Here is an 18,315-nt window from a genome sequence, read left to right on the forward strand (position 1 = left end):
TCCCGTTATTTCCAATATGGTCCCTATTTATGGGACTCTGGCCCGGTGACCGATCCTTCGCAGACCATCCCGCCCGGCACTCAGACCCTCGCTCGCGGCCTCGCGGTAATCCGCGCGGTCGGCGACGGCGCGCACGGGTTACGCGAGATCGTCGAACACACCGGCCTGGGCCGCAGCAGCACTCACCGTCTCGCACAATTGCTGGTGACACAGGGATTCCTGCGCCACGACAACCGGGGCTACACCCTCGGACCGGCGCTGATCGAACTCGGCTTCAAGGCGCTGCACGGCAATCCGTTACCACTGGTCGCTCGCCCCGTACTCGAGGAACTGTCGGCCACCGTCCTCGATACGGTCCACTTGGCCGTCGAGGACGGCGGTTCGGTGCTCTACCTGGATAAACTCCCCGGCTCGCGGGGTGCGGAGATGCGCTCACGGATCGGGTACCGGATGCCATTGACCCGCGCGGGCGTCGGCAAGGCGTTACTGCTCGACGCCGCCGACCGCTGGGCCGACCAGCACGCCGCTGACGACGCCCGGAGCCCGGCCGGAGCCCGACCCGGCGACCTGGAGGACTTTCTCAACCGGATGCAGGCCTACGCCCGGGCTGGGGCGGCCATGGACCTGGAGGACAACGAACCCGGCATCCGATGTGTCGCCGCGCCGATCCGCGACGCCTCGCGCACCATCGTGGGGGCGGTCAGCGTCTCGGCGACCACCCCGTACATGCCGCACGAGCGGATGCGCGGCCTGGTCCCGGTGGTACGCCGGGCTGCGGGACGGATCTCGTCGTCGCTCGGCTACCAGACGGTCTGACGCTGCCGCGATACCCGCTCGCACCGAGCAGCACCCACAGGCCGGCCTCGGAGGCCGCGATCATCAGCGCGACCCGGATTGTCCGGGATCGCATCGAGCATCTCGCGTCTTCTGGAAGGCAGTACGACCCCGCAGCCGAGTGATGCCCGGTGCCGGAAAGAAAAGCGCCGCAAGGCATGCGGTTATCACCTGTGCGAAATGCATTTGTTCGCGAGCCTTGTTCGAAATATGAATTATTCCGACCTTCCCCGAAATCAATGATCTTGAACCCACCGAGACCCACATCGATGTAATTCGTTACCTACCCCGTCGAATAATGTAGGATAGGTCACAGTTCAATTTGATTTAACCCTCGATACCGATAACGTTCGAATAACACCGGTACCAAGGTGTGCGGCGACGCAAACGGCATCGTCGAAGCAACGGATATGGACAGGAGCTTTACCATGGGTTCGGTTGATCTCGGTAGCCTAGGCGATATTCTGAGCGCTTTCGGCAGCATCTTCAGCGGCTTCGCCGACTTGACCAGCTTCTCTGCCGAATAACGTGCACACCGCATGAACAGGGAATCCTGTGACAACAGCCCGCCGGACTGCGCCCGGCGGGCTGTTGTCGTTCCTTGCCTCCCGCAACGCCGAATCCGGCGACGGGACAGCGATTCCACCGGACGGCCGATAGAGAATTACATCGTCGAACGTCGATATAATTCGATTCGCGATATCACACGGACCGGCTACCGAATTCGATCATGTACAGCCGGGATCGAGGGCGTCCCGGAACAACGGATCGCCCGCCGACGGCACATAGATCACGTAGAAGATCACCGGCTCGGTACCGAGATTGCGTCCGATATGAGTATTGCGAGCACCGGCCTCCTCGTAGATGAATTCCCCGGCACGATATTCGGGCGCCACACAATCCGGGCCGGGATGGGTGAGCGTACCGGCGGCGACGAACCCGAGGACGAAGGGCAACGCATCGGCCGGGTAGCCACCCGCCCTGCCTGCCCGGGCGCTTCACGCGTGCAGCCCCTCCGCCGATACGCGGCACTCCCCCGACATCGCGTCTATGACCCAGGTCACTCCCGTCGGCCGGTCGATCGCCGGATCGATACCGCCCCGACCAGGCATCCTTCGAAAGCAGGTATATCCCGGGCCGTTCGACCGGCGCGCCCGGGCGGCCAGTGCAGAACCCTGGAATCGAACCAGTCCGCACCATCACATCGAGGGCAGTAATGCGCGAGTGGAATCCCGAAGACATCCGAATCTCCAGCGATATGTACGCGGAGTGCACCGAGGGGGCGCTGATGATCCGTCGGTGCGGGAGCTGTAGCAGGCTCTTCGCCCCGCCGGTCACCCGATGCTCGGCATGCCGGGGCGACGATTTCGAACAGGTCCCCGCGGCCGGCAGCGGGTCCATCGTGTGCTGGCGGACGGTGACGTGGGCGCCGGACCCCGACGCCGACGCGGTGGAATCGATGATCGCGATCGTAGAACTCGACGAGGGCCCGTGGGTGTACACGACGATCGACGGGGAGCCGCCGCGGTCGGGGTGCCGGCCCGTCCGGGTGCGATTCCAGGCTCCCCCGCGCGGGGGCCGCTTCCCGGTTTTCGTGATCAATGCCGGGCAGGCCCTCGCCGCAGAGTGACCGCCCGGCCGGGTCGGCGCACCCGCTCCCGGTCCATCTCGCCGCCGGAGTATCCCGGCGATACAGTTGAGGTGGCGAGAGGGATGCGCATGTCACCCGGTTCTCACAGCCTTATCAGATGGGTCGACTTCGCCCGATGAGCGGCGACCCGGTACGTACACGCCGCGAGTCGATGATGACCGTCGCGACCGAACTCGACGCCGCAGGTTTCGAGAACGCGGCAGAGGTCGGCCGAGGCGGTTTCGGGGTGGTCTACCGGTGCACCCAGGAACCGCTGGACCGGACGGTCGCGGTGAAGCTGCTCACCGCCGAATCCGATGAGGACAATCGGGCCCGCTTCGCGCGGGAACAACGCGCGATGGGCCGGTTGACCGGGCATCCGAATATCGTCACCGTCCTGGAGGAGGGCATCACTGCCCGGGGGCGGCCCTATCTGGTGACCCCGTTCTATCCGCTGGGCTCGCTCGACGCCTGGATCCGGCACCACGGCCCACTCTCCGCCGAGGATGTACTGCAGATCGGCGCGAAGATCGCGGGGGCGCTGGAGAGCGCACACCGGCTCGGAGTAGTGCACCGGGATGTGAAACCGGGCAATATCCTGCTCACCGATTACGGCGAACCCGCGCTGACCGATTTCGGGATCGCGCATATCGCGGGCGGTTTCCGGACCGCGGCCGGCACTGCGACCGGGTCACCGGCGTTCACCGCGCCCGAAGTGCTCGAGGGCGAACCCCCGACTCCCGGCGCCGATATCTATGGGCTGGGGGCCACCATGTTCTGCGCACTCACCGGCCACGCGGCCTTCGAGCGGCGCAGCGGCGAGAAGATGGTGACCCAGTTCTTGCGGATCACCACCCAGCCGTTGCCGGACCTGCGCGAAAGTGGAGTGGCCGCCGATATCAGCGATCTGGTGGAGTCGGCGATGAACCGGGACAGCCGTGAGCGACCGTCGGCGGCCACTCTCGCGGAGATCATCGGGCAGATGCAGGAGCGGCACGGGTACCCGGTGGACGGCATAGCGCTACAGGAACGCGCCGCCCGCGAAGAACGCGAGGACAAGCCCCGGATACCGGCGCAGCGCAAACCTATCCGGCCCGGCGATACGGGAAATCTTCCGTTGGAACTCACGAGCATGGTGAACCGGCGCACCGAGGTGGCCGAGGTGAAGAACTTGCTGGCGACTTCCCGCCTGGTGACCTTGACCGGTACCGGGGGTGTGGGAAAGACGCGGCTGGCGCTTCGGGTCGCCGCACAGGTGACTCGGGATTTCGCGGATGGGGTGTGGCTGGCCGACCTCACCGATGTTTCCGAGCGCACGATCCTCGTCGACGTGGTGGCCGAGGCAGTCGGGGTACGCGATGAAACGGGCCGGCCGCTGATCGATGTGCTGGTGGAGCATCTGTGTCCGCGCGAGACCTTGCTGGTGCTGGACAACTGTGAGCAACTGGTCGACGCCGTCGCCGAACTGGATGAGGTCCTGTTGCAGGGGTGCCGAGGATTACGCATCCTGGCCACCAGCCGCGAACCGCTGAATATTGCCGGAGAGACGGCGCTCCGGGTCGCACCGCTGGCTGTTCCCGACCCGAGCCGAGAACCCACCTTGCTCGGGTTGCCCCGATTCGACGCGGTGACCCTGTTCGCCGAGCGCGCGGCCGCGGCGGTACCGGGATTCGAGCTCGACGAGGACAACAAGGGGGCAGTGGCCCAGATCTGTGCCCGGCTGGACGGGTTGCCGCTGGCCATCGAACTGGCCGCCGCGCGTCTGCGGACCATGACACCGCAGCAGATCCTGGAGCGGCTCGATATCCGCAATCCGGTGCTGACCCGGTCCAGCCGCACCGCCCCGACGCGCCAGCGGACACTGCGCCTGTGCATGGATTGGAGCTACGACCTGTGCAGTCCGGCAGAACAGCAGCTGTGGGCCCAGCTCTCGGTGTTCGCCGGGAGCTGCGAGCTCGACGCGGCCGAGGGGGTCTGCGTTGTCGATCCCGGCCCGCACAGTGTGCTGGACGTACTGTCGTCGCTGGTGGACAAGTCCATTCTGATCCGCGAGGAATCCGGCACCGTCGTGCGTTTCCGGATGCTGGAGACACTGCGGGACTACGGCCGCCAGGCGTTACGGGCGGCCGGCCGAGCCGGGGAGCTGCGCCGACGGCACCACGAATGGTACGAGCGGCTGTGCGCGGACGCGGCGGTCGGCTGGATCGGCGAGGAACAGGCGGCGTGGATCGCCCGCCTCGCCCGCGAACAGCCCAACCTGCGCGACGCGCTCGAATACTGCTTGACCGAGGACACCGAGACCGCCGCCGACGCCGGTGTACGGACCGCTGCCGGGCTCTACGAATTCTGGAATTTCCGGGGCCTGTACGGCGAGGGGAGGTCGTGGCTGGAGCGCGTGCTCGCCCGACCCGGATGGCATTCGGTGCCGCACCGGATCGAAGCGCTCTGTGCGGCCGGGAAATTGGCCGCGACGCACGGCGAATTCTCCGCTTCGGCCACCGCGCTGGCCGAAGCGCGCGACCTCGCCGGACCGGATGCGGTGCCGGCGAGCCGGGCCCAGATCGCCTATCTCGAAGGGCTTCTCGTCCTGTCACGTGGCGAATCCGGTACCGCACCAGCCCATTTCGAACGCGTGGTGGATCTCACCGGACCGGCCCCGGCGGGTCAGCTGCGGCTGAGCGCGCTCACGTTGCTCGGCTGGGCGCATGAACTGAGCGGCGATACCGACCGGGCCAGTGAGTACTACCGCGAGGTGCTCGCGATCACCGAGCCCCGCCGCGAAGTCCTGCACCGCGCGGCGGCCCTGCGGGGCGTGGCGGTCGCGGCCTGGCGGGACGGCGACCGCACGCGGGCGCGGCAGCTGATGGAGGAGGCATTGCGGGTCAACAGCGGGCTGAACAGCACGGTGATCAATATGTTCTGCCTCGAGAGCCTGGCCTGGATTGTCGATATGCGCGCGGACGCCGAACGCGCCGCGGTTCTCATGGGTGCCGCGCAGGGGCTCTGGCCGGCCGGCGCCCGGGTGATGACCGTCTTCCACAATATGGCGGGCTTCCACGACGAATCCGAACGCGACGCCCGGGCGGCTCTGGGTGAGCGGCGGTACGAGGCCGCTCACCAGCGGGGCCGCACCATGGGCATGGACGCCGCTGTCGCCTACGCACTAGGGGAATCGGCCGACGGAGCGTCCGGCGTAGCCGCCGACCGGGCGCTGAAACTGACCAAACGTGAGCGTCAGGTGGCGGATCTTGTCGCGCGCGGGCTCAGCAACAAACAGATCGCGACCAAACTGGTGATCTCCCAGCGCACCTCCCAGGGCCATGTGGAGAACATCCTGACCAAGCTCGGGTTCACCTCGCGCACCCAGATCGCGGCCTGGGTCGTCGAGAATTCGCAGCGCTGAAATCGCTTCTGCCCGCGTATCCGGTGTACGACATGATCACAGGCCTGTACCGGGCCCGCGGTTCACCGGCACGGATACCAGACACCCCCGGGATCGGACCTATATGTGCCCGTGCAGATCGATCACGATCTCGTTGCCGCCCAGGGTGGGCAACCGAGATCACCGCCCCGGTGTTCCGCCCGGATGTTCGCGGACCACTCCGGGCCGCCCGTGGGACGGCCCGGAGTATCGGCTGCACCGATCAGGCCAGGTCGTACCGATCGTTGTCGGCGACCTTGACCCACGCGGCGACGAAATCGTCGACGAACCTGGCACCGGCATCTCGCTGGGCATAGACCTCGGCCACGGCCCGCAGTACCGAATGCGAACCGAATACCAGGTCGTTGGCGGTGGCCGTCCACTTGGTCGCACCGGTCCGCCGATCACTGCCCTCGTAGACGTTTTCCGCCGACTCCGAGGCCTTCCACTCGGTGTTCTGATCGAGCAGGTTGACGAAGAAGTCGGTCGTCAGAACGCCCGGCCGGTCGGTGAGGACACCGTGTTTCGTACCACCGTGATTCGCGCCGAGTGCTCGCAGGCCGCCGACCAGCACGGCCAGTTCCGGAGGCGTGACATCGAGCAGGTAAGCCCGCTCCAGCAGCAACCGCTCGAGCGGAGCCTTCTCACCGGGCCGCACATAATTGCGGAACCCATCGGCACGCGGTTCGAGCACCGCGAAAGATTCCACGTCGGTGTTCTCCTGGGTCGCGTCGGTGCGACCGGGCCGGAACGGCACGGTGACATCGTGACCCGCGTCACCGGCTGCCTTCTCGACCGCCGCCGACCCGGCGAGGACGATCACATCGGCCAACGAGATCTTCTTCCCACCCGAAGCCGAACCGTTGAAATCCCGCTGGATCTGTTCGAGGACGGGCAGCACCTTCGCCAGCTCGGACGGTTCGTTGACCTCCCAGTTCTTCTGGGGTTCGAGCCGGATCCTGGCGCCGTTGGCGCCACCGCGCTTATCGGTGCTGCGGAAGCTCGCCGCCGAGGACCAGGCGGTCTTCACCAATTGTGGTACCGACAGACCGGATTCGAGAACCTTGCGTTTGAGATCCGCGATGTCCTGTTCGCCGATCAGTTCGTGGTCGACCGCCGGAACCGGGTCCTGCCACAGCTGCGGTTCGGGAACCCACGGGCCGAGGTAGCGGCTGAGCGGTCCCATATCGCGGTGCAGCAGTTTGTACCACGCCTTGGCGAACGCCTCGGACAGTTCCTCTGGATGTTCCAGCCAGCGGCTGGTGATCTCCCGGTAGATCGGATCTTCTCGCAACGCCAGATCCGTGGTCAGCATGGTGGGTGTACGCGCGGGCCCGTCGAACGGATCCGGGATGGTGCCCTCGCCCGCGCCGTCCTTCGGCTTCCACTGGTGAGCACCCGCCGGGCTCTTGGTGAGCTCCCATTCGTAGCCGTACAGATTCTGCAGGAAACCGTTGCTCCACTGGGTCGGCGTAGCGGTCCAGACGACCTCCAGACCGCTGGTGATCGCGTCCTTGCCCTTGCCGGTGCCGTAGCTGCTCTTCCAGCCCAGGCCCTGCTGTTCGATCGGGGCGGCCTCGGGCTCGGCGGCCACCAGGTCGGCATCACCGGCACCGTGGGTCTTACCGAAGCTGTGGCCACCGACGATCAGCGCGGCGGTCTCCTCGTCGTTCATGGCCATCCGGCCGAACGTTTCCCGGATATCGCGGGCGGCGGCGACCGGATCGGGTCGGCCGTTGGGCCCTTCGGGATTCACATAGATGAGACCCATCTGGACATTGGCCAGCGGGTTCGCCAGATCCCGCTCACCGCTGTAACGCTCGTCGCCGAGCCAGGTGTCCTCGGGACCCCAGTAGACCTCTTCCGGTTCCCAGATATCGGGCCGCCCGAAACCGAAGCCGAACGTCTGGAACCCCATGGAGTCGAGCGCGACATTGCCGGCGAACACCAGCAGATCGGCCCAGGAGATACTGTTCCCGTACTTCTGCTTGACCGGCCACAGTAGCCGCCGCGCCTTGTCGAGGTTGGCGTTGTCGGGCCAGCTGTTGAGCGGCGCGAAGCGCTGCGCGCCCTGACCGCCGCCGCCGCGGCCGTCGGCGATGCGGTAGGTGCCGGCCGCGTGCCAGCTCATCCGGATGAACAGGCCACCGTAGTTTCCGTAATCGGCGGGCCACCAGTCCTGCGAATCGGTCAGTACCGCCGCGACATCGGCCTTCAGCGCCTCGACATCGAGTTTCGCGAACTCCGCGGCGTAATCGAAATCGTCCCCCAGCGGATTGGCTTTGGACGAATGTGCACGCAGCACCGATACATCGATCTGCTCCGGCCACCAGTCGGAATTGGTGCGCGGCCGGTGATCGGTACGGGGAGTCGGCGACGGGATCGCCGGGTTCTCGCTCTCGCTGGCGCTGCGAGTTCCGGTGTCAGGAGCGGGTGGACGACTATCGGAGGTCACGGCTTTCCTTCCTGAATAAGTGGTCGGAGCTGCGATCAGGTGCGCTGCGCTGCCGCGCATTCGGGGCACAGGCCCCAATAGATGACCTCGGCTTCGTCGATCGAATAGCCGTGGTCGTCGGAGGCTGTCGAACACGGGGCCTCACCGACGGCGCAGTCGACATCGGCGATGGAGCCGCAGTTCCGGCAAACGACGTGATGGTGATTGTCACCGACCCGCGACTCGTAACGGGCCACCAGGCCGGAGGGTTGGATACAACGGATCAGTCCGGCCGCGGTGAGCGTGTGCAACGAGTCGTACACCGCCTGGTGCGAGACCGCCGACAGGCGCGACCGCACGGCGCGGATGATCGAATCGGTGTCGGCATGCGGGTGGTCGTGCACCGCGCTGAGCACCGCCACGCGCGGGGCTGTCACGCGCAGCGGAACTCCCCGCAGCATCTGCTGGAAATCCACGGCCGCATGCACAACGAAAGTCTCGTCTCTTTTCTGGAATGAGTCAAGCATTCAGCAGTGCGCCGCCCGGCGGCGCTCATCACAGCATTCAGAGGCAGGGTCGCACTGCGACGGCTTCCGCGCCACCGGCGCGCCTGACCGTCGAGAATTCGACGCTCTGGTCGGCGAACAGCACCCGGTAACCGTCGGCTTCGATAGCGCGATAGTCCACGAAGACCGGTGCTATATCGTCCTCGGGTTCGATATAGCCGAAACCTTTCTGGGCGTCGTACCAGATCACCCGGCCGCGCCCGCGCGCCGCTACACCGGTGGTGACCGGACGATCCGTAACGGGCCCGCCGTCGAGCGGCGAGGATACCGGCGCCGCGACCGACGTGACCCTTGCCGATACTGCCGATACTGCCGATACTGTCGGTACTTCGATAGTGCCCATGAGCAGGTACTTCTCCAAATCGTGAGTCTGTCGGACTGTGAATCGGCGGAAGATCGGAGCCCGGAACGGGCGACGGAGTTCGGCACGGCGATTCGACCGATAGTCACCGGGCGACCGTGAACGACCTGATACGACACCACCCGCCCGGCTACCAGGTGGCGCTGGACATCCAATTCCAGCGAATCACCGGGGCCGGCACAAGGGGGCGGGTCGAATGCATAACGCCGGTCTACCCTGGATCGACCGGATCATTCCTCCGCGGACATGAATTCCCCTGGCGACTATCACCGCAGGGCGCGCGAAGGAGCGACCGCGGGCCCGCCGACACCGCATTGCGGCAGGCAGTCCACCCGGTCCGGCTCGGGCACCCGCCGCGACGGCCGCAACAACACCGCCGCCAGTAGCGCGCCGGTCAGCAGCAGGCCCGCACAGATCCACATGGCGACGGTGAAACCGGAGTCGAATACCGCCGGGTCGTCGAGTGCACCGGAGATTCCGGCCAGCCCTGGTAGCGCCGCCACCGCGAGTAGTTGCGCTGTCCGGGCGACCGCATTGTTGACGCCGGAGGCGATTCCCGCTTCGCTCGGCGATACCGCGCCGAGCACCGCCCCGGTGAGTGGGGCGACCAGTACCGATAAACCGAGACCGAAGACGACCACGCCGGGCAGTACATCGACCGGATAGGACGCGCCGGGTCCGACCCGCAGCAGCAGCATCAGCCCGGCCGCGGCGAGGACCGGGCCGAATGTCATGGGCAGCCGAGGGCCGTGCCGCTGTGCCCACCGGCCGGAGGGGGCCGAGAGGGCCAGCATCAACAGCGTCACCGGAAGGGTGGCCAGCCCCGCGAGCAGCGGTGAATACCCGGCGACCAGTTGCAGTTCCAGTACCAGCAGGAAGAACACGCCGCCGAGCGCGGCGTACACCGCGAGGGTGACCAGGTTGGCGACGGTGAACACCCGGGAGGCGAACAGTGACGGCGGGACCAGCGGATGATCGCTGCGCACCTCGATCCGGACGAACACTGCCAGCAGAAGCACACCCACGCCCGCCAGCAACGGCACTTCATCGATCAGCCCGAGCGTGAGCGCCCCGAGCGCGGCCGCGATCACCAGCGCGCCCGGCAGGTCGATACGGTCGGCGGCATCGGGATCTCGGCTCTCCGGCACATGCCGCAGCGCGACCAGTACGACGACGATCACCAGCGGCACATTGATGAAGAAGATGGACCGCCAGCCCGCTACCTCGATCAACCAGCCACCGAGGAACGGTCCGAGCGCACCGGCTACTCCGCTGAACCCCGACCACAGCCCGATCGCCGCGCCTTGATCGCGGTGGTCGATGGACGCGGAGATCAGTGCGAGGCTGCCCGGGGTCAGCATGGCACCGGCCACACCCTGGAGCACTCGCGCCGCCACCAGCATCTCGATATTCACCGCCGCACCACACAGCAGCGAGGCGGCCGCGAATCCCACGGCGCCGGCGACGAACACTTTGCGCCTGCCGAACCGGTCACCGAAAGAACCGCCGAGGAGGATGAACGACGCGAGCGTGAGGGTGTAGCCGTTGAGCGTCCACTGCAGCCCCGCCACATCGGTATCCAATGCGGCGCCGATACGGGGCAGTGCGATATTGACGACGGTGGCGTCGAGGGACGCCACCGAGGAGCCGAGCACGGTGGCCAGCACGATCCAGCGGCCGGCAGCCGACCCGAGGCGGGGCAGCTCGATGGGACTCACCTCACCGAAGATACGGATCCGCAGGGGCCGGAACTCGGCGACACACGCGTCCGGATGCGGAGCCCGCCCGCCGATCGGATCCCGCCTGCCTCGCGCAGTTCGGACTACACGCGGCAGACAACGGGACGATCGGCGGGCGTAGCGCTCGCGGCCTCCGGATCACATCTTCGCGTAGCGGGCGCAGGCCAGATCGTAGAGCCCGTAGGCGGCTATCCCGAGCCCTGCCACTACCAGGAGAACGGGACCGAACGGCTGCGCACCCAGGGTTTTCAGCGCGGCGTCCAGACCGCTGGCCTTACCGGGGTCGGATTGGTTCACGGCCACGATCACGAGCACGCCGGCCCCCGCGATGGCCGAACCTTTGCTGAGGTATCCGACCGTGCCCAGTTTGCGTACGAGACCGTTGTCGGTGTGCAGCTTCTCGAGGAATTTTCGGGTGACACCCTTGTAGATGTGATATCCGCCCACGGCGACGATCACCAGACCCGCGACGACGAGCACGATCTTGCCGCCGGTGCTCTCCATGAGACGCGCCGACAATCCCGCGTTCTGGCCGCCGCTGGATTTACCGCTGCCGCGCACGAAACTGAACGCGGTGATCGCATAGCCGAAGTAGACCACGGCTACGGCGAAGGCCTTGCCGCGCTGGAACAGCTCGGATTTACGATCCTCGTCGCGACCACCGGTACGCGAACCCAGGACCGCCTCGGTGAGACGCCACAACGCCATGAAGACGAAGGCGGCGATACCGACGACGAGAGCGGGGACACCGCCGGGTTTGGCGGCCAGCTCGGCCATGGCACCGGACTGGTCGGTGGTGCCCCCGCCGCCGAAGGCGATCCGCAGCGCGAGGTAGCCGATCAGCAGGTGCACGATCCCCGCCATCACGAAACCGGCACGGGCGAACCGCTCGAATACGCGACTACGGGTGACTCGGTTCACCGCGGATTTCGGCCCGGATGTGGAAATCTCGATCATCTGGCCTCTTTTCGTAGCGGAGGCGCGCGAACGGGCAGCGCCGACCAGGCGCGAAGAACCCGCTCCGGTTCAGCGTCGAACCGAAACCACTTCTCGCACTGATCTATTCGCTGCCAGGCCTCCTCGAGTGAACGTAACGTTCAGCAGATACCCGGGGACAGAGCGGTGAAACGGTACGCAAGCTTCCGACCGGTGGCGCAACAGCGCCACCGGTGTCCTGCCCTCAGTCCGAGGTCACCGCAGCCGAATCGCCCACCGCGACTCAGCTGATTGAAACTGATTATGCGTGTTCAGCGGCTCGTCGAGATCTATGCGCATGATTATCGGCCGGGAGTAACATCGGCGCCGTGCCCGACACCTCCGGAGTGAGCACCCCGCGTGCGACAGCGGTTCGGGCGCGACAGCGGTTCGGGTGCGACAGCGGTTCGGGTGCGACAGCGGTTCGGGTGCGACAGCGGTTCGGGTGCTCGACTGAGCTGAGAGTGGATACCCGCACTCACCGGATTCCCCGACGGTCCGGCACTGATACCACTCGGGTCCGGAGCGACGATCGCCCGGCGGCACACCGACCGGATCGCGGCGATCACCGACAGCCGCGTCGCGGACGAACCGGGTATCGAACGCGATGCCGCGGGCCGTGCCACCGGGCGACTCTGGCGCGCGGACGCCTGGCTCAGGTCGCGGCTACCCGATACCGGCCCGCCCGATCTCACGGACGTCGGCGCACGACCGGCCCGATGCGGGGGCATTTTTCGGCGACCGAATCGAGCACGGTGCCGTCGTTCCGGTCGAATCCCTCGGCGCACTCCGGCGTCTCGGGATCACCGTGGTGACCCAGCGCGGGTTCATCGGTGCGCGCGGCGACGACTATCTACACGAACCGTTCGCCCAGCGAAGTAGGACCTCCGGCGTCTACCTTCGCGATCTCATCGTGGACGACATCGACGGCCTGACCGAAACCGAGCTCTACGATCGCGCTGAGTTCCCGGACCGGCTCGCCGCGCCGTAGTCCGCCGGTATCGGTCCGGAGGAGAACTTCCGGCCAGCCCGGAAAGCCCACCCCGCCTTTGTCGTCGACGTGGATACGGTCGCGGCCGCACTGCTCGGCGCCGGCCACGATATCCGTTGGGCCGATACCGGCGAGATCCCCGGACGCTGAACTCGTAATCACATCCCGGGTACCCGGCACACCGCAGCCGACACGGCGGCCACAGCCCCTCGGGCAGTGCGCGAGCGTCGCGATTCCAGCGGTGGCCTTTTGCGTTCCGGATGATCGCAATCCTGTCCGGTTGCGGATACACGCGCTTGGATCGAGATCGGCGACCGGTCCGGCGACCGAGAGACCTCGGAGGAGCACCACATGACAACACAGGCGGCCGAAGCGACCGAGAACGACGCCTTCGCCATCGACTGGCAGAACTGGCACGGGCAGCAGCAGGCGCGCCTGGCCGATCCGCACGGATTCCTGGCGGTGACCGCGCTGCACTGGCTCACCACGACGCCGCAGCGCTTCCCCGACGCGCCCGGCGCCTGGTCCACCGGGCCCGGCGGTGTCATTGTGGTCCTCGACGACGGCGAAGAACTGGTGATCGACGGGACGTCCGCGCGCGGCACCTACCGATTCGGGATCATCCCCGAACGCGGTGGAGTCGAGGCGGTATGGGGTGAGGCCGTCGTCGAGGTCGCCAAGCGGGGCGGACACCATATCGTCCGGCCGCGCCACCCGGACAACCCGTTGCGCACCGGTTTCCACGGCACCCCCGCCTACGCTCCGGATCCGAAGTGGGTGGTCGTGGGAAGCTACACCGCCTTCGCCGAACCCCGGCCGACCACGGTGGGTGCGGCCGTGGAGGGTCTCGAGCACGTCTACGCCGCACCGGGCCGGGTCGAATTCGAGCTGAACGGGCAGGCATCAGCACTGACTGCTTTTCCCGGGAAAGCGCCGGGTGCGCTGACGTTGCTGTTCACCGACGCGACATCCGGAGTCACCACCTATGCCGCCAACCGCGTGCTCCAACTACCGCCGCCGGCGGCCGACGGTACCGTGACCCTGGATTTCAACCAAGCCGTCAACCTGCCGTGCGCGTACACCGATCTGGCCACCTGTCCGCTGCCACCGGCCGAGAACCGGCTGCCGATCGCGGTCGAGGCGGGCGAACAGATTCCCTACGAGCGGCGTTGACCCGATGAGCGCCACATCACCGATCGAGAATCTGTCGTTCCTCACTCCGGGCAACTATCCCGACGACGATCCTGCGGCCGGACTCGAGGACACTCTCCGCCTGTTCGAGTTCGGTGAACGGCTCGGTTTCGACGGTGCCTGGATCCGGCAGCGCCATCTCGAGCACGGGGTAGGGTCGGCGGCGGTGTTCCTGGCCGCCGCCGGTCAGCGGACCAGCCGTATCCAGCTGGGCACCGCGGTGATCCCGATCGGTTACGAGAGTCCGTTCCGGCTGGCCGAGGATCTGTCGATGGCCGACGTTCTGTCCGGGGGGCGCCTGCAACCCGGCTTCAGCGCTGGAATTCCCCCGCATGCCGAGCTGATCGGGGATCTCGTCTTCGACGGCGACTGGCGTGGCTACGACCTCTCCTACGGGCGGATCGAGCGCTCTCCTACGGGCGGATCGAGCGGCTCATCGCCAACTTGCGCGGCGATTATCTGGGCGACCCGGACATGGTCATCCAGTCACCCGGCAATACACAACGGCCGCGGTTGCAACCGCACGATCCCGGCCTGGTCGACCGGCTCTGGTACGGCGGTGGGAGCACCCGGTCGGTGCGCTGGGCGGGCGAGAACGGATTGAACCTGCTCACCGGCAATATCGTGTTCGGTGAGCACAGCGACGATTTCGGCACCGAGCAGCGTGCCCTGATCGACGAGTACCGGCGCCGAATCGTCCCGTCCCGTCCAGCCCGGGTCGCGGTGGGCCAGGTGATCGTGCCGTTCGACAGCGCCGACCGCACCACCCGGGAGCGCCACCGCCGGTACGCGGCCGGGCGATACGAGCGGACTCTCGCCCCGCAGGGCGACCGGCGGGTCCTGTTCTCCCCGGATCTGGTCGGCCCCGCAGAGCAGATCATCGATCGGCTGCGCACCGATCCGGTCCTCGCCGGGATCACGGAGCTGCGGCTGGAACTGCCCTACGAATTCCATCGCGAGGATTACGAGCAGATCCTGCACGACACCGTTGAGCTGATCGCACCGGCGCTGGGTCGGCAGCCTGCGAGCAGCCGCCCACCGGACCGGTGACGGTTCGATCCGCCTGACCCCGTACCCGCCGGTCGCACGACCACGAGCTCTCGCCGAATCAGAACTGGTCCGACCACTTGACCTCTTACCAATAGGCGGTCTACTGTCCGGTACATGGCACTGAAGCGGATTGCCCGCCGGTCGGTTCCGGACGAGATCTTCGACCAGCTCGTCGACGACGTCCTCACCGGCGAACTCGCCCCCGGCTCGACCCTGCCGGCCGAACGACAGCTGGCCGAGGCGCTGGGCGTCTCCCGGCCCACCGTTCGCGAGGCGGTACAGCGGCTCGCGCGCGCCGGTCTGGTGGAAATCCGGCAGGGCGGCAGCACCACGGTCCGCGATCCGCGCCGCTCCGGCGGCCTGGAACTCCTGCCCCGGTTGATCCTGCGCGGAGGTCGGCTCGACCACTCCGTGGTGCGCAGCATCCTGGAGACCAGGGCATCACTGGGGCGCGAAGTCGCCGGGCTCGCCGCGCGGCGCGACGGCCCGGATGCCCGGGCCGAACTGGTCACCGCGGTGGACACCCTGGCCGCTGCGCAGGATCCACTGGCACGCCAGCACGCGGCCCTCGCCTTCTGGGATCACCTAGTCGACGCAGCCGATTCGATTGTCTACCGCCTGTTGTTCAACCAGCTGCGCACGGTCTACGAACCCGCCATGGCGGCTCTGACCGCAGTCATGGACACCGAGGTGGGGCAGTCCGACCGCTACCGCGCTCTCGCCGAGGCTGTTACTGCGGGCGACGCCGATTCGGCCCGCGCCACGGCCGAATCGCTGCTGTCTCTGGCCACCGCGGAATTCGACACCTTCCTGCACCGATTGGAACAGACCACGCCATGAACCTCTCGCATCCACTGCGGGCGCGACGCACCCGTTCTTCCGAGATCGACCAGCTCGCCCAGGAGCGTCTGGCCGCCGAGGAGGCGAAAGCCGCCCGCCGCAAACAGGAGACACTCGCCGACGTCTTCCGGTCGTTCCTCCACGCCCCCTCCGCCTGGGTGATCACCGTGCTCCTGATCGCCGCCGTGACGGCACGGATTCCGGTGGGCGACTGGCAGCTCACCGACGCCCTGGTACCGGTACTCATGGTGGCCGCTTTCCCGTTCACGGAGTGGGTCATTCATGTCTGTGTCCTGCACTGGCGGCCACGCACCCTCGGCCGATGGCGGATCGACTCGCTGCTCGCGCGTAAACACCGTGAGCACCATGCCGATCCGCGAATCCGGCAACTCGTCTTCATCCCGTGGCAGACGTTCCTGTGGCTACTACCCGCCCTGCTCGCCATCGCATTCCTGGCCTTCGCGCGGCCGGGACTGGGCCTGACCTTCCTGGCCACCGTGGGCGCCCTGGGACTGGTGTACGAATGGACCCATCTACTCGTGCACACCGACTATCAGCCGCACAGTGCGATCCTGCGCGCGGTGCGCCGCAACCACCGCCTCCACCATTTCAAGAACGAGCACTACTGGTTCGCCGTCACCACCGCCGGCACCGCGGACAGGATCCTGGGCACCTACCCCGATCCCGCGCAGATTCCGAACTCCCCCACCGCGAAGGCCCTGCACACACCGCAGGCCGCATAATTCTCGGCCGGCGGCCCCGGTCGGTTGCGGCGCGGCGGGGGCCGCACGCAGGCTGATCGAGCTGCTGAAGACCCGCGGTTGGGCGGGCTGGACCGAACTCGGGCGAGTAGAACCCGGAAACGATCCGGCCCGAAAGCAGTAGGAATCCACCCGGGGAATCTCGCCGAGATCACCGTCGACGGGTACCGGTGGTGAGACCGCCGCGGACACAGGGTACTAGTGAGACCACGAGCTTCACGGCGTTCGGGTGGTGCGGGGTTCGATGTGCACCCGCCGGGCAGCCGGCCCTTCCGCAGGTTCCACCGAGCAGTTCCGAGGATGGCGTATGCAACGAATTCCCGGTCAGGACACGAGCACGGCGCCGCACGACGTCGCCTGCCGCGTCGAAAGCTTGCTCGATGAGCAGGCGCGCGTGGTCGACGAGCTGATGTCGGCCGAGACCGCGTATATCGAATCGGTCGCCGAGGCCCGGCGGGCGGGTCTGCTGTGCCGGTCCGATCTGACCGAGGCCTACACCCGGTTGGACAGTTGGGGAATATCGAATTTCGCGAACCGCTGGCGCAGGCTCGTCGGCATCGATCCCGAGGATCTGCGCCTCGATCCGAACACATGCCTCGGCGCCGAGGTCATCGACGACTCCATGAAAGCCTGACGCCGGCTCGGGCTACAACCCGGAACCAGATCATTTCTGTTTTTCGGAAACCTCGGCCAATGCCCGGCGCAGTGCGGCGAACTCCCGGATGCTGATGGCGAAAGGCCGTGCCGCCGGGTTCGATGCCGTGTCCCGCCGGAGAGGGTTCCGGCACCTGCCCGGGCCATCCGGACGGCCGAGGTGAGAAGGTGGCGGCGTAGCGTGCGACGAGTGAGTTCTCATGAGCACGCCCCGTCCATCGCCCGGCCCACGGCGGGGATCTCCGACGCTGACACGGCCACGACTGTCGAGATCCAAGCCCTTTTCCGGACACTGGAATCGGCGTTGGAGGCCAAGGACGCAGCGGCCTTCGACCAGCCGTTCACCGAAGACGTCGTCTTCATCACGCCGGCGGGAGCGATCTTCCGGGGCTGGGACGAGATGCACAGTTACCATCGAAAAGTCCTCGGCGACAGCCCGGATGCGCGAGCCCACTTCGAGCTACTCGCCCTGCGTCTCCTGACACCTGAACACGCGGTCGTCAATGTCGAGCAAACACTGCACACCGCAGAGTTCTCCATCGCCAACCGAGGCACCTGGGTCCTGCTCGAGCGCAACGGGTCATGGTGGGTCTGCTCGGTGCACAACACCAACGTCGCCGGATCGGCCGAAGGCCGACCCACTGGCCGGCGCCCCCGCCCGGTCGACTCCTCGACCGAGTGACAGCGGAAGGTTCCTCGGTTGCGTTACCGGCCCATTCCGGGATCGTCCGTTGACCCTGGGCCCGAACGAGGGCCGGGCGCGGGTAGCTTGCTCAGCCGGTCGGTGGCACCAGGCCGAGGATGCCGGTGAGGTCGTCCAGGCATTCTTCGTAGACGGGTTCGAGGTCGGAGTAGGCGAAGTCGAGCT

Annotated in this window: 17 protein-coding genes; 11 read left to right on the plus strand and 6 right to left on the minus strand. The window is 67.0% G+C overall.

Features of this window, described 5'->3' with window-relative positions; all coding sequences use genetic code 11:
- The first annotated feature begins 45 nt into the window (after window positions 1-45).
- Window positions 46-816: an IclR family transcriptional regulator gene (locus OG405_RS12380; RefSeq protein WP_442790702.1), complete on the plus strand. Its 771-nt coding sequence runs from the start codon at window positions 46-48 to the stop codon at window positions 814-816.
- Between the two features lie 746 nt (window positions 817-1,562).
- Here the strand turns inward: OG405_RS12380 and OG405_RS12385 are convergent.
- Window positions 1,563-1,790, minus strand: coding sequence for a hypothetical protein (locus tag OG405_RS12385; RefSeq protein ID WP_327151777.1), 228 nt, complete (start codon window positions 1,788-1,790; stop codon window positions 1,563-1,565).
- Between the two features lie 260 nt (window positions 1,791-2,050).
- On the opposite strand from OG405_RS12385, the gene OG405_RS12390 reads away from it, so the two are divergent.
- Together OG405_RS12390 and OG405_RS12395 are read left to right on the plus strand one after the other, a co-directional pair.
- On the plus strand, window positions 2,051-2,464 hold the full coding sequence (locus tag OG405_RS12390) for a Zn-ribbon domain-containing OB-fold protein (protein WP_327151778.1): 414 nt from the start codon (window positions 2,051-2,053) through the stop codon (window positions 2,462-2,464).
- A gap of 136 nt (window positions 2,465-2,600) precedes the next feature.
- Window positions 2,601-5,867, plus strand: coding sequence for a protein kinase domain-containing protein (locus OG405_RS12395; RefSeq protein ID WP_327151779.1), 3,267 nt, complete (start codon window positions 2,601-2,603; stop codon window positions 5,865-5,867).
- 241 nt (window positions 5,868-6,108) lie between these two features.
- On the opposite strand, the gene katG is transcribed toward OG405_RS12395, so the two are convergent.
- The 5 genes from katG to OG405_RS12420 all read right to left on the minus strand — a co-directional run bounded on the left by katG (window position 6,109) and on the right by OG405_RS12420 (window position 11,942).
- Entirely contained in the window at window positions 6,109-8,340 is a 2,232-nt protein-coding gene (gene katG / locus OG405_RS12400) for a catalase/peroxidase HPI (protein WP_327151780.1), read from the minus strand.
- 35 nt (window positions 8,341-8,375) lie between these two features.
- Window positions 8,376-8,780, minus strand: coding sequence for a Fur family transcriptional regulator (locus tag OG405_RS12405; RefSeq protein ID WP_327152316.1), 405 nt, complete (start codon window positions 8,778-8,780; stop codon window positions 8,376-8,378).
- A gap of 103 nt (window positions 8,781-8,883) precedes the next feature.
- A complete protein-coding gene (locus OG405_RS29195) occupies window positions 8,884-9,246 on the minus strand; it encodes a cold shock domain-containing protein (RefSeq protein WP_442790703.1) in 363 nt (120 codons plus the stop codon).
- 266 nt (window positions 9,247-9,512) lie between these two features.
- Window positions 9,513-10,964 carry an MFS transporter gene (locus OG405_RS12415; protein ID WP_327151781.1) on the minus strand — a complete coding sequence of 484 codons (1,452 nt, stop codon included), beginning with the start codon at window positions 10,962-10,964 and terminating at the stop codon, window positions 9,513-9,515.
- A 159-nt stretch (window positions 10,965-11,123) separates the two neighbouring features.
- Window positions 11,124-11,942 carry a DUF1206 domain-containing protein gene (locus OG405_RS12420; protein ID WP_327151782.1) on the minus strand — a complete coding sequence of 273 codons (819 nt, stop codon included), beginning with the start codon at window positions 11,940-11,942 and terminating at the stop codon, window positions 11,124-11,126.
- Window positions 11,943-12,771: 829 nt separating this feature from the next.
- On the opposite strand from OG405_RS12420, the gene OG405_RS29200 reads away from it, so the two are divergent.
- The 8 genes from OG405_RS29200 (at window position 12,772) to OG405_RS12460 (ending at window position 18,129) form a co-directional block, all read left to right on the plus strand.
- Window positions 12,772-12,951 (plus strand): hypothetical protein, encoded by a 180-nt coding sequence (locus OG405_RS29200; RefSeq protein ID WP_442790704.1) that lies wholly within the window; start codon window positions 12,772-12,774, stop codon window positions 12,949-12,951.
- A gap of 351 nt (window positions 12,952-13,302) precedes the next feature.
- Window positions 13,303-14,124: a DUF1684 domain-containing protein gene (locus tag OG405_RS12430; protein WP_327151783.1), complete on the plus strand. Its 822-nt coding sequence runs from the start codon at window positions 13,303-13,305 to the stop codon at window positions 14,122-14,124.
- Window positions 14,125-14,128: 4 nt separating this feature from the next.
- Window positions 14,129-14,746, plus strand: a complete 618-nt coding sequence (locus OG405_RS12435) for an LLM class flavin-dependent oxidoreductase (RefSeq protein WP_327151784.1) — start codon at window positions 14,129-14,131, stop codon at window positions 14,744-14,746.
- Window positions 14,719-15,192: a hypothetical protein gene (locus OG405_RS12440; protein WP_327151785.1), complete on the plus strand. Its 474-nt coding sequence runs from the start codon at window positions 14,719-14,721 to the stop codon at window positions 15,190-15,192. Before OG405_RS12435 ends, OG405_RS12440 begins: the two co-directional genes overlap by 28 nt.
- 114 nt (window positions 15,193-15,306) lie before the next feature.
- Entirely contained in the window at window positions 15,307-16,032 is a 726-nt protein-coding gene (locus tag OG405_RS12445) for a FadR/GntR family transcriptional regulator (protein ID WP_327151786.1), read from the plus strand.
- Window positions 16,029-16,775, plus strand: a complete 747-nt coding sequence (locus OG405_RS12450; protein ID WP_327151787.1) for a sterol desaturase family protein — start codon at window positions 16,029-16,031, stop codon at window positions 16,773-16,775. Before OG405_RS12445 ends, OG405_RS12450 begins: the two co-directional genes overlap by 4 nt.
- Window positions 16,776-17,100: 325 nt before the next feature.
- A complete protein-coding gene (locus tag OG405_RS12455; protein WP_327151788.1) occupies window positions 17,101-17,427 on the plus strand; it encodes a hypothetical protein in 327 nt (108 codons plus the stop codon).
- A gap of 210 nt (window positions 17,428-17,637) precedes the next feature.
- Window positions 17,638-18,129, plus strand: coding sequence for a YybH family protein (locus OG405_RS12460; RefSeq protein ID WP_327151789.1), 492 nt, complete (start codon window positions 17,638-17,640; stop codon window positions 18,127-18,129).
- Window positions 18,130-18,315: the final 186 nt, after the last annotated feature.

The sequence above is a fragment of the Nocardia sp. NBC_01329 genome (genome assembly GCF_035956715.1).
Taxonomy (GTDB): domain Bacteria; phylum Actinomycetota; class Actinomycetes; order Mycobacteriales; family Mycobacteriaceae; genus Nocardia.

Bases quoted from the DNA above. Each gene is read 5' to 3' on its own strand.
- OG405_RS12390 (WP_327151778.1), top strand. From the start codon at position 2,051: ATGCGCGAGTGGAATCCCGAAGACATCCGAATCTCCAGCGATATGTAC.
- OG405_RS12395 (WP_327151779.1), top strand. From the start codon at position 2,601: ATGAGCGGCGACCCGGTACGTACACGCCGCGAGTCGATGATGACCGTC.
- OG405_RS12405 (WP_327152316.1), bottom strand. From the start codon at position 8,780: ATGCTGCGGGGAGTTCCGCTGCGCGTGACAGCCCCGCGCGTGGCGGTG.
- OG405_RS12420 (WP_327151782.1), bottom strand. From the start codon at position 11,942: ATGATCGAGATTTCCACATCCGGGCCGAAATCCGCGGTGAACCGAGTC.
- OG405_RS12430 (WP_327151783.1), top strand. From the start codon at position 13,303: ATGACAACACAGGCGGCCGAAGCGACCGAGAACGACGCCTTCGCCATC.
- OG405_RS12435 (WP_327151784.1), top strand. From the start codon at position 14,129: ATGAGCGCCACATCACCGATCGAGAATCTGTCGTTCCTCACTCCGGGC.
- OG405_RS12445 (WP_327151786.1), top strand. From the start codon at position 15,307: ATGGCACTGAAGCGGATTGCCCGCCGGTCGGTTCCGGACGAGATCTTC.
- OG405_RS12450 (WP_327151787.1), top strand. From the start codon at position 16,029: ATGAACCTCTCGCATCCACTGCGGGCGCGACGCACCCGTTCTTCCGAG.
- OG405_RS12455 (WP_327151788.1), top strand. From the start codon at position 17,101: ATGCAACGAATTCCCGGTCAGGACACGAGCACGGCGCCGCACGACGTC.